At 38.7% G+C, this 17,881-nt stretch carries 18 protein-coding genes; 14 read left to right on the plus strand and 4 right to left on the minus strand.

The features are described from left to right. The first annotated feature begins 22 nt into the window (after nt 1-22). The 8 genes from IPI59_02630 to IPI59_02665 all read left to right on the plus strand — a co-directional run bounded on the left by IPI59_02630 (nt 23) and on the right by IPI59_02665 (nt 7,657). Entirely contained in the window at nt 23-2,776 is a 2,754-nt protein-coding gene (locus tag IPI59_02630; GenBank protein MBK7526460.1) for a glycoside hydrolase, read from the plus strand. 82 nt (nt 2,777-2,858) lie between these two features. Continuing rightward, a complete protein-coding gene (locus IPI59_02635; protein ID MBK7526461.1) occupies nt 2,859-3,473 on the plus strand; it encodes a murein L,D-transpeptidase catalytic domain family protein in 615 nt (204 codons plus the stop codon). A 277-nt stretch (nt 3,474-3,750) separates the two neighbouring features. Then, nucleotides 3,751-4,179: a hypothetical protein gene (locus IPI59_02640; protein ID MBK7526462.1), complete on the plus strand. Its 429-nt coding sequence runs from the start codon at nt 3,751-3,753 to the stop codon at nt 4,177-4,179. Nucleotides 4,180-4,332: 153 nt separating this feature from the next. Continuing rightward, nucleotides 4,333-6,024, plus strand: a complete 1,692-nt coding sequence (locus IPI59_02645) for an amino acid permease (protein ID MBK7526463.1) — start codon at nt 4,333-4,335, stop codon at nt 6,022-6,024. Between the two features lie 261 nt (nt 6,025-6,285). Beyond that, entirely contained in the window at nt 6,286-6,615 is a 330-nt protein-coding gene (locus IPI59_02650; GenBank protein MBK7526464.1) for a GNAT family N-acetyltransferase, read from the plus strand. A gap of 137 nt (nt 6,616-6,752) precedes the next feature. Further along, nucleotides 6,753-7,130, plus strand: a complete 378-nt coding sequence (locus IPI59_02655) for a hypothetical protein (GenBank protein ID MBK7526465.1) — start codon at nt 6,753-6,755, stop codon at nt 7,128-7,130. Beyond that, nucleotides 7,025-7,417, plus strand: a complete 393-nt coding sequence (locus tag IPI59_02660) for a transposase (GenBank protein MBK7526466.1) — start codon at nt 7,025-7,027, stop codon at nt 7,415-7,417. The genes IPI59_02655 and IPI59_02660 overlap by 106 nt, the downstream gene beginning before the upstream one ends. A gap of 27 nt (nt 7,418-7,444) precedes the next feature. Further along, nucleotides 7,445-7,657, plus strand: coding sequence for a hypothetical protein (locus IPI59_02665; protein ID MBK7526467.1), 213 nt, complete (start codon nt 7,445-7,447; stop codon nt 7,655-7,657). An 80-nt stretch (nt 7,658-7,737) separates the two neighbouring features. Here IPI59_02665 and IPI59_02670 read toward each other — a convergent pair whose 3' ends face one another. From IPI59_02670 to IPI59_02685, 4 genes are all read right to left on the minus strand, one after another. Beyond that, nucleotides 7,738-8,913: a hypothetical protein gene (locus tag IPI59_02670; protein ID MBK7526468.1), complete on the minus strand. Its 1,176-nt coding sequence runs from the start codon at nt 8,911-8,913 to the stop codon at nt 7,738-7,740. Nucleotides 8,914-9,192: 279 nt separating this feature from the next. Next, nucleotides 9,193-11,784 (minus strand): adenosylcobalamin-dependent ribonucleoside-diphosphate reductase, encoded by a 2,592-nt coding sequence (locus IPI59_02675; protein MBK7526469.1) that lies wholly within the window; start codon nt 11,782-11,784, stop codon nt 9,193-9,195. 602 nt (nt 11,785-12,386) lie between these two features. Then, entirely contained in the window at nt 12,387-13,316 is a 930-nt protein-coding gene (locus IPI59_02680; protein MBK7526470.1) for an ISAs1 family transposase, read from the minus strand. 8 nt (nt 13,317-13,324) lie between these two features. Further along, entirely contained in the window at nt 13,325-13,489 is a 165-nt protein-coding gene (locus IPI59_02685; protein MBK7526471.1) for a transposase family protein, read from the minus strand. 95 nt (nt 13,490-13,584) lie between these two features. Here IPI59_02685 and IPI59_02690 point away from each other — a divergent pair, with 95 nt between their 5' ends. The 6 genes from IPI59_02690 (at nt 13,585) to IPI59_02715 (ending at nt 17,713) form a co-directional block, all read left to right on the plus strand. After that, nucleotides 13,585-14,466, plus strand: a complete 882-nt coding sequence (locus IPI59_02690) for a PD-(D/E)XK nuclease family transposase (GenBank protein MBK7526472.1) — start codon at nt 13,585-13,587, stop codon at nt 14,464-14,466. A gap of 302 nt (nt 14,467-14,768) precedes the next feature. Further along, complete coding sequence (locus IPI59_02695; protein MBK7526473.1) at nt 14,769-15,101, plus strand: winged helix-turn-helix transcriptional regulator; 333 nt, start codon at nt 14,769-14,771, stop codon at nt 15,099-15,101. 16 nt (nt 15,102-15,117) lie between these two features. Beyond that, nucleotides 15,118-15,957 carry an arsenite methyltransferase gene (locus tag IPI59_02700; protein MBK7526474.1) on the plus strand — a complete coding sequence of 280 codons (840 nt, stop codon included), beginning with the start codon at nt 15,118-15,120 and terminating at the stop codon, nt 15,955-15,957. Nucleotides 15,958-16,280: 323 nt separating this feature from the next. After that, nucleotides 16,281-16,421, plus strand: coding sequence for a hypothetical protein (locus IPI59_02705; protein ID MBK7526475.1), 141 nt, complete (start codon nt 16,281-16,283; stop codon nt 16,419-16,421). 3 nt (nt 16,422-16,424) lie between these two features. Continuing rightward, entirely contained in the window at nt 16,425-17,204 is a 780-nt protein-coding gene (locus IPI59_02710; protein ID MBK7526476.1) for a hypothetical protein, read from the plus strand. An 80-nt stretch (nt 17,205-17,284) separates the two neighbouring features. Continuing rightward, nucleotides 17,285-17,713 (plus strand): hypothetical protein, encoded by a 429-nt coding sequence (locus IPI59_02715; GenBank protein ID MBK7526477.1) that lies wholly within the window; start codon nt 17,285-17,287, stop codon nt 17,711-17,713. Nucleotides 17,714-17,881 lie beyond the last annotated feature (168 nt).

Raw genomic sequence — 17,881 nt, forward strand, 5'->3', positions numbered from 1 at the left:
TTTACCCCCTAAGCTTACTTCTATGCGCGTTTATTTTTTTTTATTTTGCCTGTTATCTACGGACTACTTTGCCCAACTCGCTGCGCAACAAAAACATATTTATATAGCCAACGACGATCATACCGATTATTTGTGGAGTGCTGATGTGGCAACCTACGAACAAGCATTTTTAGATGTGCTTGACTATTATCTTGACCTCAACGATGCCACCGCAGGCAATGCAGCCCCTTACCAAAACAGATATAATTGTGATGCCGCTTTTTGGCTCTATACTTACAAAAAGAACAAAACGCCTGCCGATTTTCAACGCTTGATAGACCAAATACAATCGGGGCATATCGGGGTGCCGCTTAATATGATGGTGTCCACCTATGGCGGGCAATCGGCAGAATCCATTATCAGAGGGATGTATTGGCAGGGGAAAATAGAACGCGAATATAATATAGACCTCAACATCGCTATTTCTATGGAAAACCAAACCCAACCGCTTGGGCTAAGTTCTTTGTGGGCAGGCTCGGGGGCCAATTATTCGTGGAAAGGCGTTTGCGGATGCTCTTCGCCCGTAAACTATTCTGAACTCCAAAACCGAACCCACGAAATTTATTGGTATAAAGGTCCCGATAGTACGGGCGTATTGATGAAATGGTATTCTATTCTTTATAATCAAAGTCTTGGTGGTTATGCCGAAGCCTGGTTTCCAAATTCCGCTACTGACTATTGCGCCCTTAAATGCAATACCGCCGAATATCCATATTGGGTGGCTGGGGGTTTTGGACGAGGCTGGGATAACCTCACCACCTACGACAATACTTTTCCAACGGTGGCGCAAAATAACAGCAATGCTACGCAACAGGTGTACGTATCAAACGAAGTTGATTTTTTTGAGCATTTCAATAGCTTGTATGGCAACAATCTTCCAACTGAATGCCTTACCTACGGTAACGATTGGGATACCGATTGCGCCTCTTTGGCAGAAGTAACTGCAAATGTAAAGCGATTGGTTGAAAAACTTAGAACTGCCGAGGTAATGGCAACTTTGGTAGCCACGCAAGACCCATCTGCCTATCCGGATATTGATGAAATGCGCGAAAAATGTTGGGTAGCTTTGGGGCAATACTGGGAGCACAATTTTGGCATGGGCGGCTGCTGTGCAGATGACGAGCGGGCAAACTGGCAAAGAGGTTTGGCTAATGATGTATCTGATTATGTAAACCAACTATACGCTCAATCTTTATCATCGCTTGGTTCGCGAATTCAAAAAACGGGAACTAATTTGCGCTTTTTTGTGCTAAACCCTCTGAACTGGACTCGAACCGATATGGCCGATTTTGATTACTCGGGCAGTGCCAATATTAAAGTTGTAGAGGTGCAATCCGGACAAGAAATCCCTTTTCAGTTAGTAACAGTTAATGGAGTTAATAAACTTCGCATTTTAGCCGAAAATATTCCTTCCGTTGGCTATAAAACATACGAAATTCAAACAGGTACGGGTACGAGTTTCCCAAATGCCGTTACCACAACGGGCAATATCATGGAAAACGATTTTTACCGGATAACTGTTACTAATTCCGGAGTTATTACCTCATTACAAGACAAACTAAACAGCAATACCGAATATTGTTTGCCCACAAACAGTAAATATATCAACGATTTGGGTTCGGGCAACAGCAATACCGGAACGCTTACCCTAATAAACAATGGAGCAGTATCGGCAACTTTTCAGTGCAGTTCGTCAAACCCACTACAACATACAACACTGATAACTTTATATAAAGGCATTAATAGAATTGATTTACAGAACACTATCAATGCAAATTTTGGAGACGACATCCGCACTTACTCTTTTTCGTTTAACCTGTCTAACCCAACCACCTACCACGAAGAATTAGGTGCTATTTTGAAAGTAAAAAACGTTTCATCCGGAGGACATTATGCCACAAATGCTAAAAGGCACACCTGGCAAACGCTCAACCATTTTGCCGATATTGGCATTTCCGGACGCGGGATAACCCTATCTAATGCCGACGCAGGATTTATGAAAATTGGCAGCAGCACAACTGACTTTTTAGACGAGAACTCTTCTCAAATAAACGTACTTGCAGGAGGACGGATGGCCGGCTCGGGTCCGGGTATTTATAATCAACATGGCGATACTCAGTTTTTAAATCGCTTTGCCCTGCACGTCCACAACAACGATTTTAATCAGGCTGCCGCCATGAAATGGGCTTTGGAACATCAAAATCCGTTTATATCCGGAGAAGTGGGCGAAGGAACATCTTATCCGGAGGCTATATTTTCCTACCTGTCTGTTTCTGACCCTAATATTGTTTTATGGACGCTAAAACCATCGGAAGAAGGCGTGGAAGATGGCGGCATTATTGCGCGTTTATGGAACTTGTCAACTTCGCCTTCGGTGTGTACAGTAGATTTTACCCGCTTTGCAAACAGCGCTATGCAAACTACGCATATTGAAACAGATTTGTCGCCTGCCGAAGTTGTCAATGGCAATTTATTTGCCAATATTGGGCAACAACAAATGCAAACCTACCGTATTTATCCCGGATGTACCGAAACCCTACAGATTGAAGGAGAGGCTGTAGTTTGCGCAGGTAGCGATATTTATACTTATGCCATTTCGCCCTTACCATATACAACATACAATTGGCAGGTAAGCAGCGGAGGAGAGATAATACAGGGGCAGGAAACAAATTCTATAACCGTTAAATGGAACGCTGGCTCTTTGGGCACCGTAACCGTAGAGACAATAACGCCTTAAATTACTTTCGTTTGAAATTTATGCTGTATATTTGTTAAAAGTTAATAGTTTTTATCCGGATTATCGTTACAACTAATTTTCAATGAACCCAAATTATATTAGGGCTGTACTTTTTCTGTTTATAATTTTAATAAGCTGCCATGAAAAGGTCAAAGAAACACCGAAGGCCGATATTAAAAAAACAAAACATAAGGCCGAAATGGCACTTAACTATTGTAAATCGGCAGGATTAAACACCGACATATGTGTTTTAATTGATATGAGCGTACACTCTGGGCTTAAACGGTTTTTTGTTTGGGACTTTAAAAAAAATGCAATCGCATTGAGTTGTTTAGTAAGTCATGGCTGTGGAGACAATCCATGGGGAAGAGACTTCTCAAAGGAAAGTCCAAAATTTAGCAATGATAATGGAAGCCATCTTTCCTCTTTGGGTAAATACAAAATTGGAGAAAGGGGGTATAGCAATTGGGGAATAAATGCAAAATACCTTTTACATGGTTTAGAAAAAACCAATAAAGCGGCTTTGCAACGCGAAATTGTATTTCATTCATGGGAGGTTATTTCGGATATTGAAACGTATCCAAACGGAACACCAGAAGGATGGGGCTGCCCCGCTATTTCTAACAACCATTTTAGACAAGTTGATTCATTTTTAAAGTCAAGTACTAAACCTGTTTTAATGTGGATTTACCTGTAAGGAAAAGGCTTAGATGCCGAAATAGATAAAAGGAAAACTATTCATCCGGATTTTATTAACCCTCCAAAAAAAATAAGTTCCTAAATTGCCCTATTTGAAACTGATCTTGTATATTTGTCGAAAATTAACAAGTTATTAACTGGGTTGCCGTTTACCTTCTGGGTTTAGATAAATTTTGACCCTCCCCTAATTGTACATACCTTTGTAGTAGCAAACATTGTACAAGGTAAAGGCCGGCCGTTGCTAATCAGTAGAAAACAATCAAAAATTATAAAATATGACCGAAGTAGTTTACGATAAAAAATTATGGTTTAGAGTTGACCATTGCGAAAGCCTTCACTTCATTGTAGGAAATGCGCATACTTTTCGTGGTAGAATCCGGGGTTGGTGTCCTAAAAAACAGCGCACTTTTCTTTTATCAAAATCAGAAATTTCGCAATGTTCAACTGAAGCCGAATACTGGATAAAGGGGTTCTTACGCGGGAATGAGCCAAATCCACCGGATGGCGGAAAGGAAGGAACTGGCGCTTTTGGCACAGAAAAATTTAATAAATGGCTAAAAAAATATAAAGAATGGGAAAGCGCAACTGACTTGTTTCAGGAAACTAGCTATTGGAGTATTTATAAAAGAGTATGCTCCAAATGCAAAAGAAAAATGATGCCGTCAGAAATAGAAGAAATATGTATTGATTGTAGAAACAAATAATGTAATAACTGTTAAAAAGTAAAAAATCATTGCCAACACAACGATATTTATAACAGAAATTCCCATAATGTACTAGAAGCACAGTATTTAATTTTTAAAAATGTTGTGATATTCTAAAAGTATTTTTAAGTTTGCGCCTTAATATATAATTTTATGGGATTATTCGCAAAGAAAAACTTAGCTCAATTAATAGCCGAAGCTAGTGAATCTGAAAAAGGCCTCAAAAAAACCCTCTCGGCAGGTGCCTTAATTTCTTTAGGCATCGGAGCCATTATCGGTGCCGGATTGTTTTCTATTACCGGCATGGCTGCTGCTAATTATGCCGGCCCCGGAATTATGCTTTCCTTTATTATTGCAGCAATTGGCTGTGGCTTTGCCGGCTTGTGTTATGCCGAGTTCGCCTCCATGATTCCAGTTGCGGGTAGTGCCTATACTTATTCGTATGCCACCATGGGCGAATTTATCGCATGGATTATTGGCTGGGATTTGGTGTTGGAATATGCTGTGGGTGCCGCCACCGTTGCCTCGAGCTGGAGCGGCTACCTGTCTAAACTTTTAACGAGTTATGGCTTGTCGTTCCCACATGAACTAATGATGACACCTTTTGATTCGGCAACACTTGCAGACGGCTCGGTTGTTCATGGACTCGTAAATCTTCCGGCAGTATTTATCGTTACAGTGATGTCTTTGGTTTTGATTAAAGGCACTTCAGAATCGGCTTTTGTAAATACAATAATAGTAATTTTAAAAATAACCATTGTACTTATTTTTATTATAATGGGTTTTAAATTTGTGAACCCCGATAACCTTCAACCATTAATTCCGGAAAACAAAGGCTCTTTTGGCGAGTTTGGTATATCCGGAATTATACGTGCGGCGGCGGTTGTTTTCTTTGCCTATATTGGCTTTGATGCCGTTTCAACAGCAGCGCAAGAAGCCAAAGATCCAAAAAAGGCAATGCCCATTGGAATTATGGGTTCGTTGCTTATTTGTACCGTCCTGTATATTGCCTTTGCGTACGTAATGGTAGGGGTGGCACATTACACCAAATTTGGAGGAGAAGGCGGCGGAAGCCACTTAGCACCTGTTGCAATAGCTATCGAACAAATGGGCTACCCCGATGCTTCTGGAAAAATAGTTCCGGCTTACCCATGGTTAAATACTTCTATTATTATTGCCATTCTTTTAGGTTATGCCTCTGTTATTTTGGTGATGTTATTGGGGCAAAGTCGGGTGTTTTATTCTATGAGTAAAGATGGATTATTGCCAAAAATATTTTCTGCCGTTCATCCCAAATTTAGAACTCCGTCAAAATCGAACCTGTTTTTTATGGTTTTTGTGAGCCTTTTTGCCGCTTTTGTTCCCGGAAGAGTTGTAGGAGAGATGACCAGTATCGGCACTTTGTTTGCATTTATTTTAGTATGTATTGGTGTGTTGGTATTAAGAAGAACCCAACCGAATGCCCCAAGAGCATTTAAAACTCCGTTGGTGCCTTATGTTCCGATTTTAGGCGTATTGGTTTGTTTCGGTATGATGGCTTTCCTTCCTTTCGACACCTGGATTCGATTAATCGTTTGGATGATTATTGGCATGGATGTTTATTTGGCCTTTGGCATTAAACATAGCGTTTTAAATAAAAAAAGCAATAAAAATAAAAGTGCTTGGACTGTATCTATAACAGGTTTGGTGTTAACAGTGGCCTTGATAGGCATTGCCATTGCACACCATTTTAATTCAGATGGCAAAGATACCGGACTTTATTATTTTTCAATGCTATTTGCTGGTTTGCACTTGATTTACTATATGCTTAAATTAAGAAATTTGAAAATAACCGGAGCCAATTAAATGCAGAGAGAAATAGGCAATACAAAAACAACTTGTATTTTTAAATACATATAAATTTCTGCCCTTTTTACAACGCTACCGAACCGCCATGCTACTTGACTAATTTGAATTTGTACCGACAAAATGAATTTAAAACCCATAACAATTAACGAAGATAAATCAAATAAACTTTATACCTCGGCAGTTTGTCAACAAGTTCTAAGCATATATGATGATTTTTACTCCAAAATTGGTTTCAATATTCCTTGAATCGGTTACTTTGTGCTTAAAGAAAACCAAATTCTTGGCTCTTGTAGTTTCGTAGGGCCTCCACAAAATGGAAAAGTTGAAATTGCATATTGGACTTTTAAAGAATTTGAAAGGCAAGGCGTTGCCTCATTTGCCTGTAAAAAACTTGTCTCAATTGCTAAGCAAACAGACCCAAATTTAGAAATAACGGCTAAAACAGCACTAGAACATAACGCTTCTACAAAAATTTTGGCCAATAATAATTTTGTGTTTACTCAAATTGTACAAGACGAAGAAATTGGGGATGCTTGGCTTTGGATACATGAAAATCCGGATGAGCAAATACGACCGTTCCCGCGCTAAAATTTTAGTTAGAAAACGTGAATTCGGAGCTAAGCTATAAAAAATAGGGGGATTAGTATAGTTGATAGGAATAAAAACAGGAGCATAGTTATCTTTGTAGTGTCCAAAACTGCAAACAAATACTACCCCCTGTTTTTATGAAGTCCAAAGATACAAAATTTGATGTGTCCATGTTATTTGAATTATTTTTTTTTGTAGATAATGCCTGTTTGCTGATGCAACAATGGGTTGCTCAGCATTGGCTTAGCGAAGGTAAAACAATGCCACGGCCTCGTAGTGTGCCCAAAATTTCGGAAAGTGAGATACTTACGATTCTGATTTTCTACCACTATTCGGGCTATAAATGTTTTGAATATTACTATAAAGCATTGGTTTTGAATGACTTAAAGACCTATTTTCCTACTGCCCCATCCTACAACTATTTTATAGAGTTAATAGAACGGGTTGCTCTTCCTATGGCGATTTTAGCCAAATTAACCTGCCAGCAAGCAGAAAAACAGGAATTTATTACATAGATGCCAAAGCGCTACCTGTTTGTGACATGCTGCGAGCCAAGCAACATAAAGTTTTTGCTCAAACCGCCTCGAAAGGAAAATCTTCTATGGGGTGGTTTTTCGGCTTTAAGCTCCACCTGATAGTCAATCACAAAGGACAAATCGTGGACTTTGCTTTGACTACAGGACAGGTGGCAGACAATAGTAAAGACCTCTTAAACAAGCTATTAGAGAAAATATCAGGCACATTGTTTGGCGATATAGGCTATTTGACTACCTTATGGAACAACTTTTTGAAAAAGGACTAAAAATAATTACCCAAGGTCAAAAAGAATATGAAAAACAGACTAATGTCTTTAGAAGAAAGGCTCTTATTGAAAAAAAGACCTATGATTGAAGCCATTAATGATATTTTGACCTCGGCTTTTGACTTAGAACATACCAGACACAGAAAACCACAGAATGCTTTTGTCCATATAGTCGCTAGCTTGGTAGCCTATCAGTTTTACCCCAATAAACCTCAAGTAGATCTTGCTAAAATTTACTAAGTAAATCTCCGAACTCACGTTTAGAAAATGAAAGTTTTGCGCGCAGAAATCCCTCTAAAATAGCGTGTAAATGTTAGGAGCTAAAATGAATATTTAATCCGGATTAAGGCGTTGTTCATTTCGCTTCTGAAATGTTTGTTTTTTAACCACAAGCTTTGAAGGAACAACGCGGCTTCCCAACGGTCATTAATTGAATAAGTTACATCAGGGAATAAATACATGGCGTTCATTTCAAAAAAATAGAGAGCTGAAAATCCTCCGGATAGCACCGGGTTTGAAATGCTTTTTAGTTGCAAAAACGCAGCATGCCGCGACAAGCTCAATTGCTTGGCAGAGAGCGTAATATTGTCAAATAAAATATTTCCAATTGCAGGAAGCGGCGCGTCTGCCCCTTTATTAAAGAAAAGGTATGACGTATTCATATAAACCTTGCCGTCAATGGTGTAATCAAATTCTACCGCAGCATTGAATACGGCAGCAGAGTCGTTTAGCTTATTCTGGGGATGAAAATAAGTACCTTCGCCCTTAAAGCCAATATTGCCAATATTACCTGCCCAACCCAATCCGGCGGCTATATCTTTTTGGTACCAACTGGCTAAAAACTGGAAATCGTAATTAAATTTATTCGTTTTAAACATAAAGGCATATACATCATCATCTTTATAATTTCCTACTTTGGCGGCCAGTTCAATAGAGGACATGTCTCCGATATTGTATTTTATTAAAGCAGCATCCGCTCCGGGTCTTTCTTCATAATCAAAATCCACATAAGAATAAGTGTTAAAAATATCATTGGGATTCCAGACGAGGTTGATGCCCCAGTTTATTCGCTGCCTACCGAGAATGAGTTCGAGTTTGTCGTTCGAATATTTAGCCCATAACCGTTCAACAGCGGTAACCATTTTTGCCGGCCGGGTATTAAAGGGTAAAAAAGTGGCATCAACTAATCCACTGTCTTTGTCTAAAACATTGGCAGGGTAATTGCCTAATTTTACAGATTCACCGTAAATTATACGGCTGCGCACATCCAAAGCCACTGTAAACCGCCTGTTTGGTTGCCATCTTGAATTGAGGCGGTTGTGCAGCAAGCTCCACTGTACTGATTCGTTGTTGGGAAGAAAAGTAATTCCATTTAAACTCTTTAGATAGCCGTTAAGTGTATAGGTTTTTATTTTTTCAGGAGCAATAGTATCTGGCTGGGCATAAGCACAAACAAAATAAAACAGCGCCATGATAAATAATACTGTACGTTTCATTTACTTACATTATGATTTGGGTAAGACCGAAGGTGGGGTGTTTTAACAAGCATGTTGATTTGAAAAACTACTGCCCGGCACTCCGATGGGTATAAAAATTTTAGGTAAGTTCTTCGTCATCACTGCCTTTGAAGATACTCTTTGATGGGGCAACTCTTTACACTGAAAGCCACTTGCTGCCGTAACCTCCTTGTTTTTTTTGAGGTAACAACCACTCGCCTTCCTTCCATTACAATTTGCAGCAGCGCAAGGCTTAAATTTTTTGTTGCGCTATCTAATCTATCCGCATTTGCTGTGGCCGCAACTTTTGCATTTCAAACATCCCTCTTCATAAATCAAACCGTCTGCGTCTTTACAACTTGGGCATGATTTATCGGTTGCTTTGGTTCCGTCCGGAATAAATTGTTTTAAAGTTCTGAGCACTCCATTTTTCCAAGTATTCATGTGATCTGAATAAAGATTGAGATCTTCAATTAATTCTATCACACTCAACATTGGCATTCCGTGGCGCAATACACCCGAAATCAATTTTGCATAGTTCCAATATTCTTGATTGAATGACCGGGATAAGCCTTCTATTGTTACCCGGTAACCGTCTTTGTCCATGTATTGAAAATCATAACGAGATGCGCCCGAATCTTCGCGGTTTTTAATTACCCAACCGTCTTTTACGTAAGCAGGCAAATAAAAGGAGTCTTCGGCTTTTCCGGTAAAAATTTCGTAAGGGCGGCCGTTCAGCATACCTACCACTCCAATCCATTTTTCGTTTTCGTTATTAAAGCGAACTACTTTGGCCATAAGGCGTTCTGGGCGCACTGGGGCTTTGGTTTCTACAATTTCGTCTGAACCACCCTGCTTTGTTTTTTTAGTGTCAACCAAAACACCCGAGCGGCTTCCGTCGCGGTAAACGGTAATTCCTTTTAATCCTTTTTTCCAAGCTTCAAGATAAATATCGCCTACTTCGCGCAGGGTAACGTCAGAGGGCAAATTGATGGTGCTGCTTATGCTGTGTGTTACATATTTTTGTACAACTGCCTGAATTTCGATGCGCTTGATCCAGTCAATTTCGTTAGCAGTAGAGCCGTAATATGGGCTTGCTTCTTCGTTTTTTTCGTTGTTAATTTTCATCCAGTCTTTAAGTTTTGGATGATATACGGTAAATTCTTCCCACTTATCTCCCATGTCGTCAACAAAACTAATTTTTGTGTTGGGCGAGTTTGGGTTTACCTTTCTGCGGCGGGTATAACTTAGTAAAAACACCGGCTCAATGCCCGATGAGGTGCGCGCAAGCATGCTTAACGTACCGGTTGGGGCAACGGTAGAAATACTGATGTTTCGGCGGCCATGGCGCATCATGCGTTGATATAGCTCCGGAAATTCTTTTTCCATCATTTGTACAAATTCAGATTGGGCTTCAATATCCGGATCAAAGTCGGCAAATTTTCCGCGTTCAATAGCCATATCAACCGAACTGTCAAACTCGGCCTCTAATTTTTTAGCCATAATTTTGTCAATGGTTTCTATGGCGGTGTCAGAATCGTATTTCAAGCCAAGGGCTGCCAGTGTATCTCCAAGTGCGGTAAAACCGAGGCCGGTGCGGCGTCCGCGTTTACCATAGTCATAAAGCAGTTGCCAGGTTTGTCGTTCCACTTCTTTTATAAAATCCGGCTCCGGATCTGCATCAATTTTATTCATAATCCGTTCGATGGATTCCAGTTCCAAATCCACTAAATCATCTTGCAGGCGTTGCGCTTCGTAGGTATAACAATAGAACTTATCAAAATTAAATTTTGCCTGTTTAGAGAATGGGGCTTCAACAAATGAATACAAGTTGATGGCAATCAAACGGCAACTGTCGCCGCCTTGCATAGCAATTTCAGAGCAAGGATTGGTAGATGTATTTTTAAATTCAGGATACAACGAAGAGGTGCTGTAATAGTGTTGCCTATCCCAAAAAATCAATCCCGGTTCGGCGGTATTGTGTGCACAAGCAATAATGGTGCTCCATAATTTACGGGCACGAATGGTTTTGGTAATTTTAGGTTCGGCGCTGTCAATAGGCCAGCGGTGTGTGTAATCGGTATCTTCAGAGACAGCTTTCATAAATTCGTCGCTAAGGCGTACCGAAATATTGGCACCGGTTACTTTTTTAAGATCTTGTTTGATGGTGATGAAATTTTCTATATCCGGATGTGCAATATCCATGGTAAGCATCAAGGCACCACGGCGCCCGTTTTGGGCAACTTCGCGGGTTGTGTTGCTAAAGCGTTCCATAAAACTAACTGCGCCACTGGTGGTGCCGGCGGCGTTGCTCACCATCATTCCGGCAGGTCGAAGAGTACTCAAATCAACGCCAACGCCACAGCGTCTTTTAAAGAGTTGTGTCAATTGCTGGTCGGTGTACATTACCCCGCCGTAGCTATCGTAAATATTTGGCAAAACAACACAATTACTTAAACTGGCAATCATGTGTGGATTGCCGAGAGCACTCATTACACTGCCTTGTGGAATAACGTATTTAAAATCTTTGAAAAGTTGAACGATATTGCTTTCAAGCAGATGTTCCCTCTGTTGGCCATATTCAGACCTTAATTTTGCACTGCCGTTTAAATTCATGCTATGCCTGTACTTCTCTTCAATACGTGCAAATTCTATCGCCATCCTGCGATGCATATCGTCAGGCGTTTTTTCAAGCAGTTCGCCCTTTTCATTTCGCATGGCGTATTTGTTTAGCCAAGTAGTTGCGGCAAGGTCATCATTCTCAAAATAGGCAAGACAAGCCTCTAATGCTTCTTCGTATTTTACCGGTTCAAAAACTTTGGTGGGTTTGACAGGCTTTGATGTTTTGATATTTTTTGCAATGAAGGCCATAAATTATAAATGTGTTATTTTTTATGTGAGCAATGAATTTCGTTTAATTATTCAAATATATTTAATTAACTAATGTTATAAGCTCCTATTTTAATAATAGCCTAGTACGAAAAAGCAAAATGGGGCAAAGTATTATTTTTGTTGAAGGGTTAAATCACCAAAAAAACTTTGCTCCATAATAGTTGAAACCATAATTAGCGCAATATTAAGCAAAATGTATGGACTTAGCAAGTAAAAACAATCTTTTTATATTTGGATATAGTATTATTATTTTTTAGGCTTGGTGGTTGTTACAGTTTTTGTAATATGGTTCGTTATGGCAAGTTCATACTTGAGCAAACAATACTGGAATTGAGCAAACAACCAAATAAAACCTAAGAAACCGGCAAAAGAAAAAAATGCTGGCACTAACGCAGAGTTAGTCAATTTTTTCAAATTAAATTTAGCGTGGTTTAACCCTAAAATACGGTATTGTGGTAAGATTAGCATATTGTAGCAGGTTAAAAATTAAAATCTGGAATTTAAAACTTGCAAACATCTAAATATTACCATTTATTAAAAAAAAACATAGTGCGACTTAAAAAAATGCCAGGTTAAACGCATTAAAATAGTGGTTGGATTAATTTGAGGAGATACATATCGTTCCAAGCGGCGATGTGTCTTCGTTTTTTAATACTGTTTTTGTCGTCATTTTGGGTTAAGATTTGTAGGGCTATTTTTCTGAGAGTAGCAAAGTTTTCAGCAGCATATTTGGTTCTGCTACGATTATGGTCTTCATTAAAGACAACATCGAGCATCCAGTGTAGGTTGTTTTCAATACCCCAGTGGTTTCGGCAAATTGTCAAAGCGTTTTGTGGACTTATATCGAGACTGGTGAGGTAATAGCGAACTTCCTGAGTAGTTTTTTCGGGTTGGTTTTTCAAAGTTCGCTCGGCAATAATACGAATAATTGATTGGCAATCCTTGAATTTTGCAGCCGAATCGACAAAAAACAATTGATTTAGCACCGTACAGGTGCGTTTTTCGATGCGTCCGCCGTTGTACTCCACTTTTTCGAAACTTGGCAGTTGAGCAGCTAATGATGAAAATCGGCTGACGGTTTCTTCAAACAAAACACCTTGGTTCTTTTTCAGTGCCAGTACATAATCTGCCTTTTTATTACGGATTTGCTCGGCTATATGGGGCTGACAAGCAATGGCATCTATACTAACTATGCTGCCTGCCAGTTCGAGAGCATCCAAAAGTTCGGGGATTGCCGTCTTTTCGTTGCTCTTTGCTGCCACCTTTTGCTGCCCCAACACCAAACGCTGCTCACACGCCCAAGCAGTTACAATGCATATACCGCTTTTTTTTGACCCTGAACGGTCGGTTCCGCATAAAACCTTGCCATCAATACAGACCTGTTTGTCGGCTAAAAAACCTAAAAGTTCCTTCGACCAACGATATAAACTTGACGAAAACGCATCTTTGTCTAAGTGCTGAAATACTCGGTTGAAAGTGTCGTGAGAGGGAATGCCGTTGGGTAATTCCATAAATGTCTTTAAAAAAGACAATTTTGACGACCATACTCGGCTATTTCCTCAAAATCCTCCGCACCACTTACCACTGCACATAAACTAATAAGCAATATCTCAGGCAGGCTATACAACTTCTTGCGGTTTATACGAAAATCCTTTACTTCGGCGAAAAATTTAATTGTTTCCATGCCGCAAAAATAATTCCTATCTGGCTTTCTTTTATTTTTAATGCGTTTAACCTGAAAAAATGCTGTAACTTTGCAATTGATTGAAATTTTTTTGTATGAGAGAGTTTAAAGAAAAATATATAAATCCTTTTACCGATTATGGTTTTAAAAGACTTTTTGGAGAAGAACCAAACAAGGATTTATTATTAGACTTTTTGAATGAACTATTAAAAGAAAAAGAAGGAACAATAACGCAACTATCATACCTGCCAAACGAAAAATTACCTATTTCGGTTGGAGACAGGCGGGCAGTTTTTGACATTTATTGCACCAATGAAAAAGGCGAGCAGTTTATTGTTGAAATGCAAAAAGCAGAGCAGAAATTTTTTAAAGACAGAACGATTTTTTATTCCACTTTTCCAATTCAGGAGCAAGCCCGTCATAAAGACAGATTTTGGGACTTTGAACTAAAAGCAGTTTACACCATAGGCATTTTAGACTTTGTGTTTGAAGAAAGCGAACCAAATAAATATCGCCACGATGTAAAATTGACAGAACAGGAAACACATAAGGTGTTTTACGAAAAATTGAATTATATTTATTTGGAAATGCCAAAGTTTGAAAAGACAGAAAAAGAACTCGAAACACATTTTGATAAATGGATGTTTGTCTTGAAAAATTTGCCTAAACTTGATAGAGTTCCTGCCAAGTTAAAAGAAAAAATCTTTTTAAAACTATTTGAAACGGCAGAAATTGCTAAATTAAAACCAGAAGAATACAAGCAATACGAGGCAAGTATAAACGCATATAGAGATATATTTAATATCCAAAACAGGGCATTTGAAAAAGGAGAGATAAAAGGAAAAATTGAAGGAAAAATTGAAGGAAAAATTGAAATTGCAAAAGAAATGATTACGAATAAAGAGCCTATTGAGAAAATAATGAAATATACAGGCTTAACAGAGAAAGAAATAAACAAATTAAAAACTAACAAATAATAACCATGGTATAGTACGTCCGGATTTTTAGCGATTTTTTCCTCAAACGCCGTTCCTCCGGATTTATTTAGGACAAAAAAATACCTCAAATCGCTTCAGTTTGAAACCGAAAACCTAAACTTGCCTAAAATTAAAGAATTTTTAAACTGGCCACCAGCCCGCAATTCGCCCATTGAATAGCTTCCGCATCAACTAAATTAGGTGTTTTATATCAATTTGATTTTATTTGATAAAAAAATATTAAATAAAATATTTGGCCGGCAAAAATATTCATCGTAATATTGCAATATTAAATTAAAAAAATGGGAGCAACAAAAACAAAAAACTTTACCGACAAACAAAATGCTATGGCAACAATTGCAAAAGCCCTTGGACACCCTGCAAGAATTGCCATCGTAGAATATTTAATAAAGGTTGATACCTGTATTTGCGGCGATATTGTAAACGAACTGCCTTTGGCCCAGCCAACAGTTTCGCAGCACCTTAAAGAACTCAAAAACGCAGGACTAATTAAAGGAGAAGTTGAGGGCAACGCTATTTGCTATTGCATTGATAAACAAGTTATTGAAAAACTGCAAAACTATTTCGGAAACATTTTAGCCAAACTTTCAAACAAAAATAATAACTGTTGTTAATTAAAATATATTCAAAATGAAAAATTCTGAACAAATTAAAGAAATGGTAAAGCAAAAATACAGCGAAATTGCTTTGCAAGACAAAGAAGCTAACGAGGCATCTTGTTGCGGCGCGGGTTGCCGCTCAACCGAAGTTTACAATATTATGAGCGATGACTATTCTACCTTAAAGGGCTACAATCCGGAGGCAGATTTAGGCTTAGGCTGCGGCTTGCCAACTCAATTTGCCAACATAAAAAAGGGCAATACCGTGGTTGATTTGGGTAGCGGCGCGGGTAACGATTGCTTTGTTGCAAGAAATGAAACGGGCGAAGATGGCCGAGTAATTGGTATTGACTTTACACCGGCAATGCTGGAAAAAGCAAGGAATAACGCCCTGAAATTAGGATACACAAATGTTGAATTCAGGCAGGGCGATATTGAAAATATTCCCGTATCGGCAAATATTGCCGATGTAGTTGTAAGCAACTGCGTTTTAAATCTTGTGCCAAACAAAGACGGCGTATTTAAAGAAATTTTCCGGATATTAAAACCCGGCGGACATTTTAGCATCTCAGACGTTGTTTTAGTTGGCAATCTTCCCAAAACATTAAATCAAGATGCCGAAATGTATGCAGGTTGTGTTGCCGGCGCAATTCAAAAGCAAGATTATTTAGCCCTCATCAAAACAAACGGTTTTTCAAACATTACCATTCAGAAAGAAAAACAAATCAATATTCCGGATGATATTTTGAGGAATTATTTAAACGAGGAAGAGCTAACAAATTATAAAGCCGGAGATGTGGGAATATTTAGCATCACAGTTTATGCCGAAAAACCCAAAACCTGTGGCTGTGGCACAAAGTGCTGCAATTAAACCACCTTTACAAAATAGCACAAGTAATAAATAGTACATTGCGTTAAAAATAGACAAAATTAAATGAAAAAAATTATAAAACGCGAACTAGAAGTAGCTTTGTCTAAACATTCTCAACCAATATGGTTTAGAATTTTAAAATATATTGTACTTGGCCTTCTCATATACACGTTGTGGGGAACAAATATCCTTTGGATTGTTTTAGCTGTATTGCTGGCCATTTCGTTGTCGTTACATTTTTGGTACCGGTACAAAACAAATGGTTGGACCAAGGATTACGGAATGTGGAAGTACCACCGTAAACAAAACAAAGAACAACTGCCATGAAAAAAAGGATCATGGTTCTTTGCACCGCAAACAGCTGCCGCAGTCAAATGGCCGAAGCTTATTTGCGGCACTTCGCCAAATTTCCGGATATTTATTCCCTAGTATCAAAATTTGCCTCTGTCCACACAAAAAAGTAAAAGATGACCGAACAAGAAACAGCAAATATCTATCAAACTTATCTCAAGTTGTTTGAGCAACAAAAATTTGTAAAAGACGACTTAGATTATTCGATTTTAGAACGACATAAACCAAACTTGCAAAGGTTGACAGACTTTGGCAACTCGACTATAAGTATTTTTGACGCCTACAAAAAAGAACACGCCTTTTACTCCTCTAATCTGGGCATTAACTTAGGTTACGGTTCGCAAGAAGTTGAAAGTAGCGGCGCACATTTTTTAGACACAAAAATTCATCCCGAAGATTTTGTTTTGTTAATGCAAAATGCCTTTTCGGTTTTCAAATTGTTCTTCAGTTTTTCAATAGATGAGAAATTAAATCACAAGTTGGTTAGCGAATACCGGATATTAAATGCTGTTGGCAAATATGTTCGAATTATTGAACAACAGCAGGTGTTAGAGTTAGATAATAGCGGTAATCTATGGCTTGCATTAAGCATTTTGGACGTTTCTCCTAATCAAAAAAACATGAACGAAGGGTTGAAAAGCGAGTTGTTGAATTTTAGAACAGGAAGCATTATTCCTTTCCTTGAGCCAAAAGAAGCAATTAGCATTACGCTAACCAAAAGGGAAACAGAAGTGCTTAAATTGGTTAAAGATGGGTTGTTAAGTAAAGAAATTTCGGATAAACTTGCCATTAGCTTACATACTGTAAACACCCACCGGCAAAGGGTTTTAGAAAAATTAAGTGTAAACAATTCTATGGAGGCTGTAATGCTGGCTTCAAAATTAAGATTGATTTAGCGGCCTCCTCCTAATACTGATAAATCAGTTCTAAGGGTTATTACTATTTGGCAACGGCTTCCTTGTTCAATTCGCTTTATATGGGTGGCGATAAGGTGTGGCGAAATACGCGATACAACCGCAATTTTGCTTTAAACTTTTTGGTCGGCAAAGAGTGGTTGTTAGGCAAAAATCAAAACAAAATTTTAAGTTTAAATGCTCGTTTAAGTTATCAGGGTGGCGACCATTATTCGCCCATAAACACAACCCATTCAGTTGCTACCCAAGCGGTGGTTTTTAACGAAACAAAAGCATTTTCACAACAATATCCGGCGGCATTTACAAGCCATTTTACGGCAAGCTACAAACTCAATAAAAAGAAAACGGCACACGAATTTGCACTCAAAATCATCAACCTTACCCAGTATAAAGAGTATTTGGGGTTTCGCTACAACTACCAAACTCAAACGGTGGACACAGCGCGCGAAGCAGTTTTTATACCGAACCTAAGTTACAAGATTGAGTTTTAAAATACGCCGGGCGTTAAGATTGCCCGAAACGAAGCTAATAAAACATCGCTTGGATATTAATATGCAGTTCAATGGCCGTTTTTCTATTCAAATTTAATGAAAAAAACGCTGCACCGCCCCAAATTTCCGGAGGTTAGACAATATTAAACACACCCCATATTAGAAAAA

Source organism: Sphingobacteriales bacterium (genome assembly GCA_016706405.1).
In the GTDB taxonomy this organism is placed as follows: domain Bacteria; phylum Bacteroidota; class Bacteroidia; order Chitinophagales; family UBA2359; genus BJ6.

Bases quoted from the DNA above. Each gene is read 5' to 3' on its own strand.
- IPI59_02680 (MBK7526470.1), bottom strand. From the start codon at position 13,316: ATGGAATTACCCAACGGCATTCCCTCTCACGACACTTTCAACCGAGTA.
- IPI59_02645 (MBK7526463.1), top strand. From the start codon at position 4,333: ATGGGATTATTCGCAAAGAAAAACTTAGCTCAATTAATAGCCGAAGCT.
- IPI59_02640 (MBK7526462.1), top strand. From the start codon at position 3,751: ATGACCGAAGTAGTTTACGATAAAAAATTATGGTTTAGAGTTGACCAT.
- IPI59_02700 (MBK7526474.1), top strand. From the start codon at position 15,118: ATGAAAAATTCTGAACAAATTAAAGAAATGGTAAAGCAAAAATACAGC.
- IPI59_02655 (MBK7526465.1), top strand. From the start codon at position 6,753: ATGAAGTCCAAAGATACAAAATTTGATGTGTCCATGTTATTTGAATTA.
- IPI59_02705 (MBK7526475.1), top strand. From the start codon at position 16,281: ATGAAAAAAAGGATCATGGTTCTTTGCACCGCAAACAGCTGCCGCAGT.
- IPI59_02690 (MBK7526472.1), top strand. From the start codon at position 13,585: ATGAGAGAGTTTAAAGAAAAATATATAAATCCTTTTACCGATTATGGT.
- IPI59_02665 (MBK7526467.1), top strand. From the start codon at position 7,445: ATGAAAAACAGACTAATGTCTTTAGAAGAAAGGCTCTTATTGAAAAAA.
- IPI59_02710 (MBK7526476.1), top strand. From the start codon at position 16,425: ATGACCGAACAAGAAACAGCAAATATCTATCAAACTTATCTCAAGTTG.
- IPI59_02630 (MBK7526460.1), top strand. From the start codon at position 23: ATGCGCGTTTATTTTTTTTTATTTTGCCTGTTATCTACGGACTACTTT.
- IPI59_02715 (MBK7526477.1), top strand. From the start codon at position 17,285: ATGGGTGGCGATAAGGTGTGGCGAAATACGCGATACAACCGCAATTTT.
- IPI59_02675 (MBK7526469.1), bottom strand. From the start codon at position 11,784: ATGGCCTTCATTGCAAAAAATATCAAAACATCAAAGCCTGTCAAACCC.
- IPI59_02685 (MBK7526471.1), bottom strand. From the start codon at position 13,489: ATGGAAACAATTAAATTTTTCGCCGAAGTAAAGGATTTTCGTATAAAC.
- IPI59_02635 (MBK7526461.1), top strand. From the start codon at position 2,859: ATGAACCCAAATTATATTAGGGCTGTACTTTTTCTGTTTATAATTTTA.
- IPI59_02670 (MBK7526468.1), bottom strand. From the start codon at position 8,913: ATGAAACGTACAGTATTATTTATCATGGCGCTGTTTTATTTTGTTTGT.
- IPI59_02695 (MBK7526473.1), top strand. From the start codon at position 14,769: ATGGGAGCAACAAAAACAAAAAACTTTACCGACAAACAAAATGCTATG.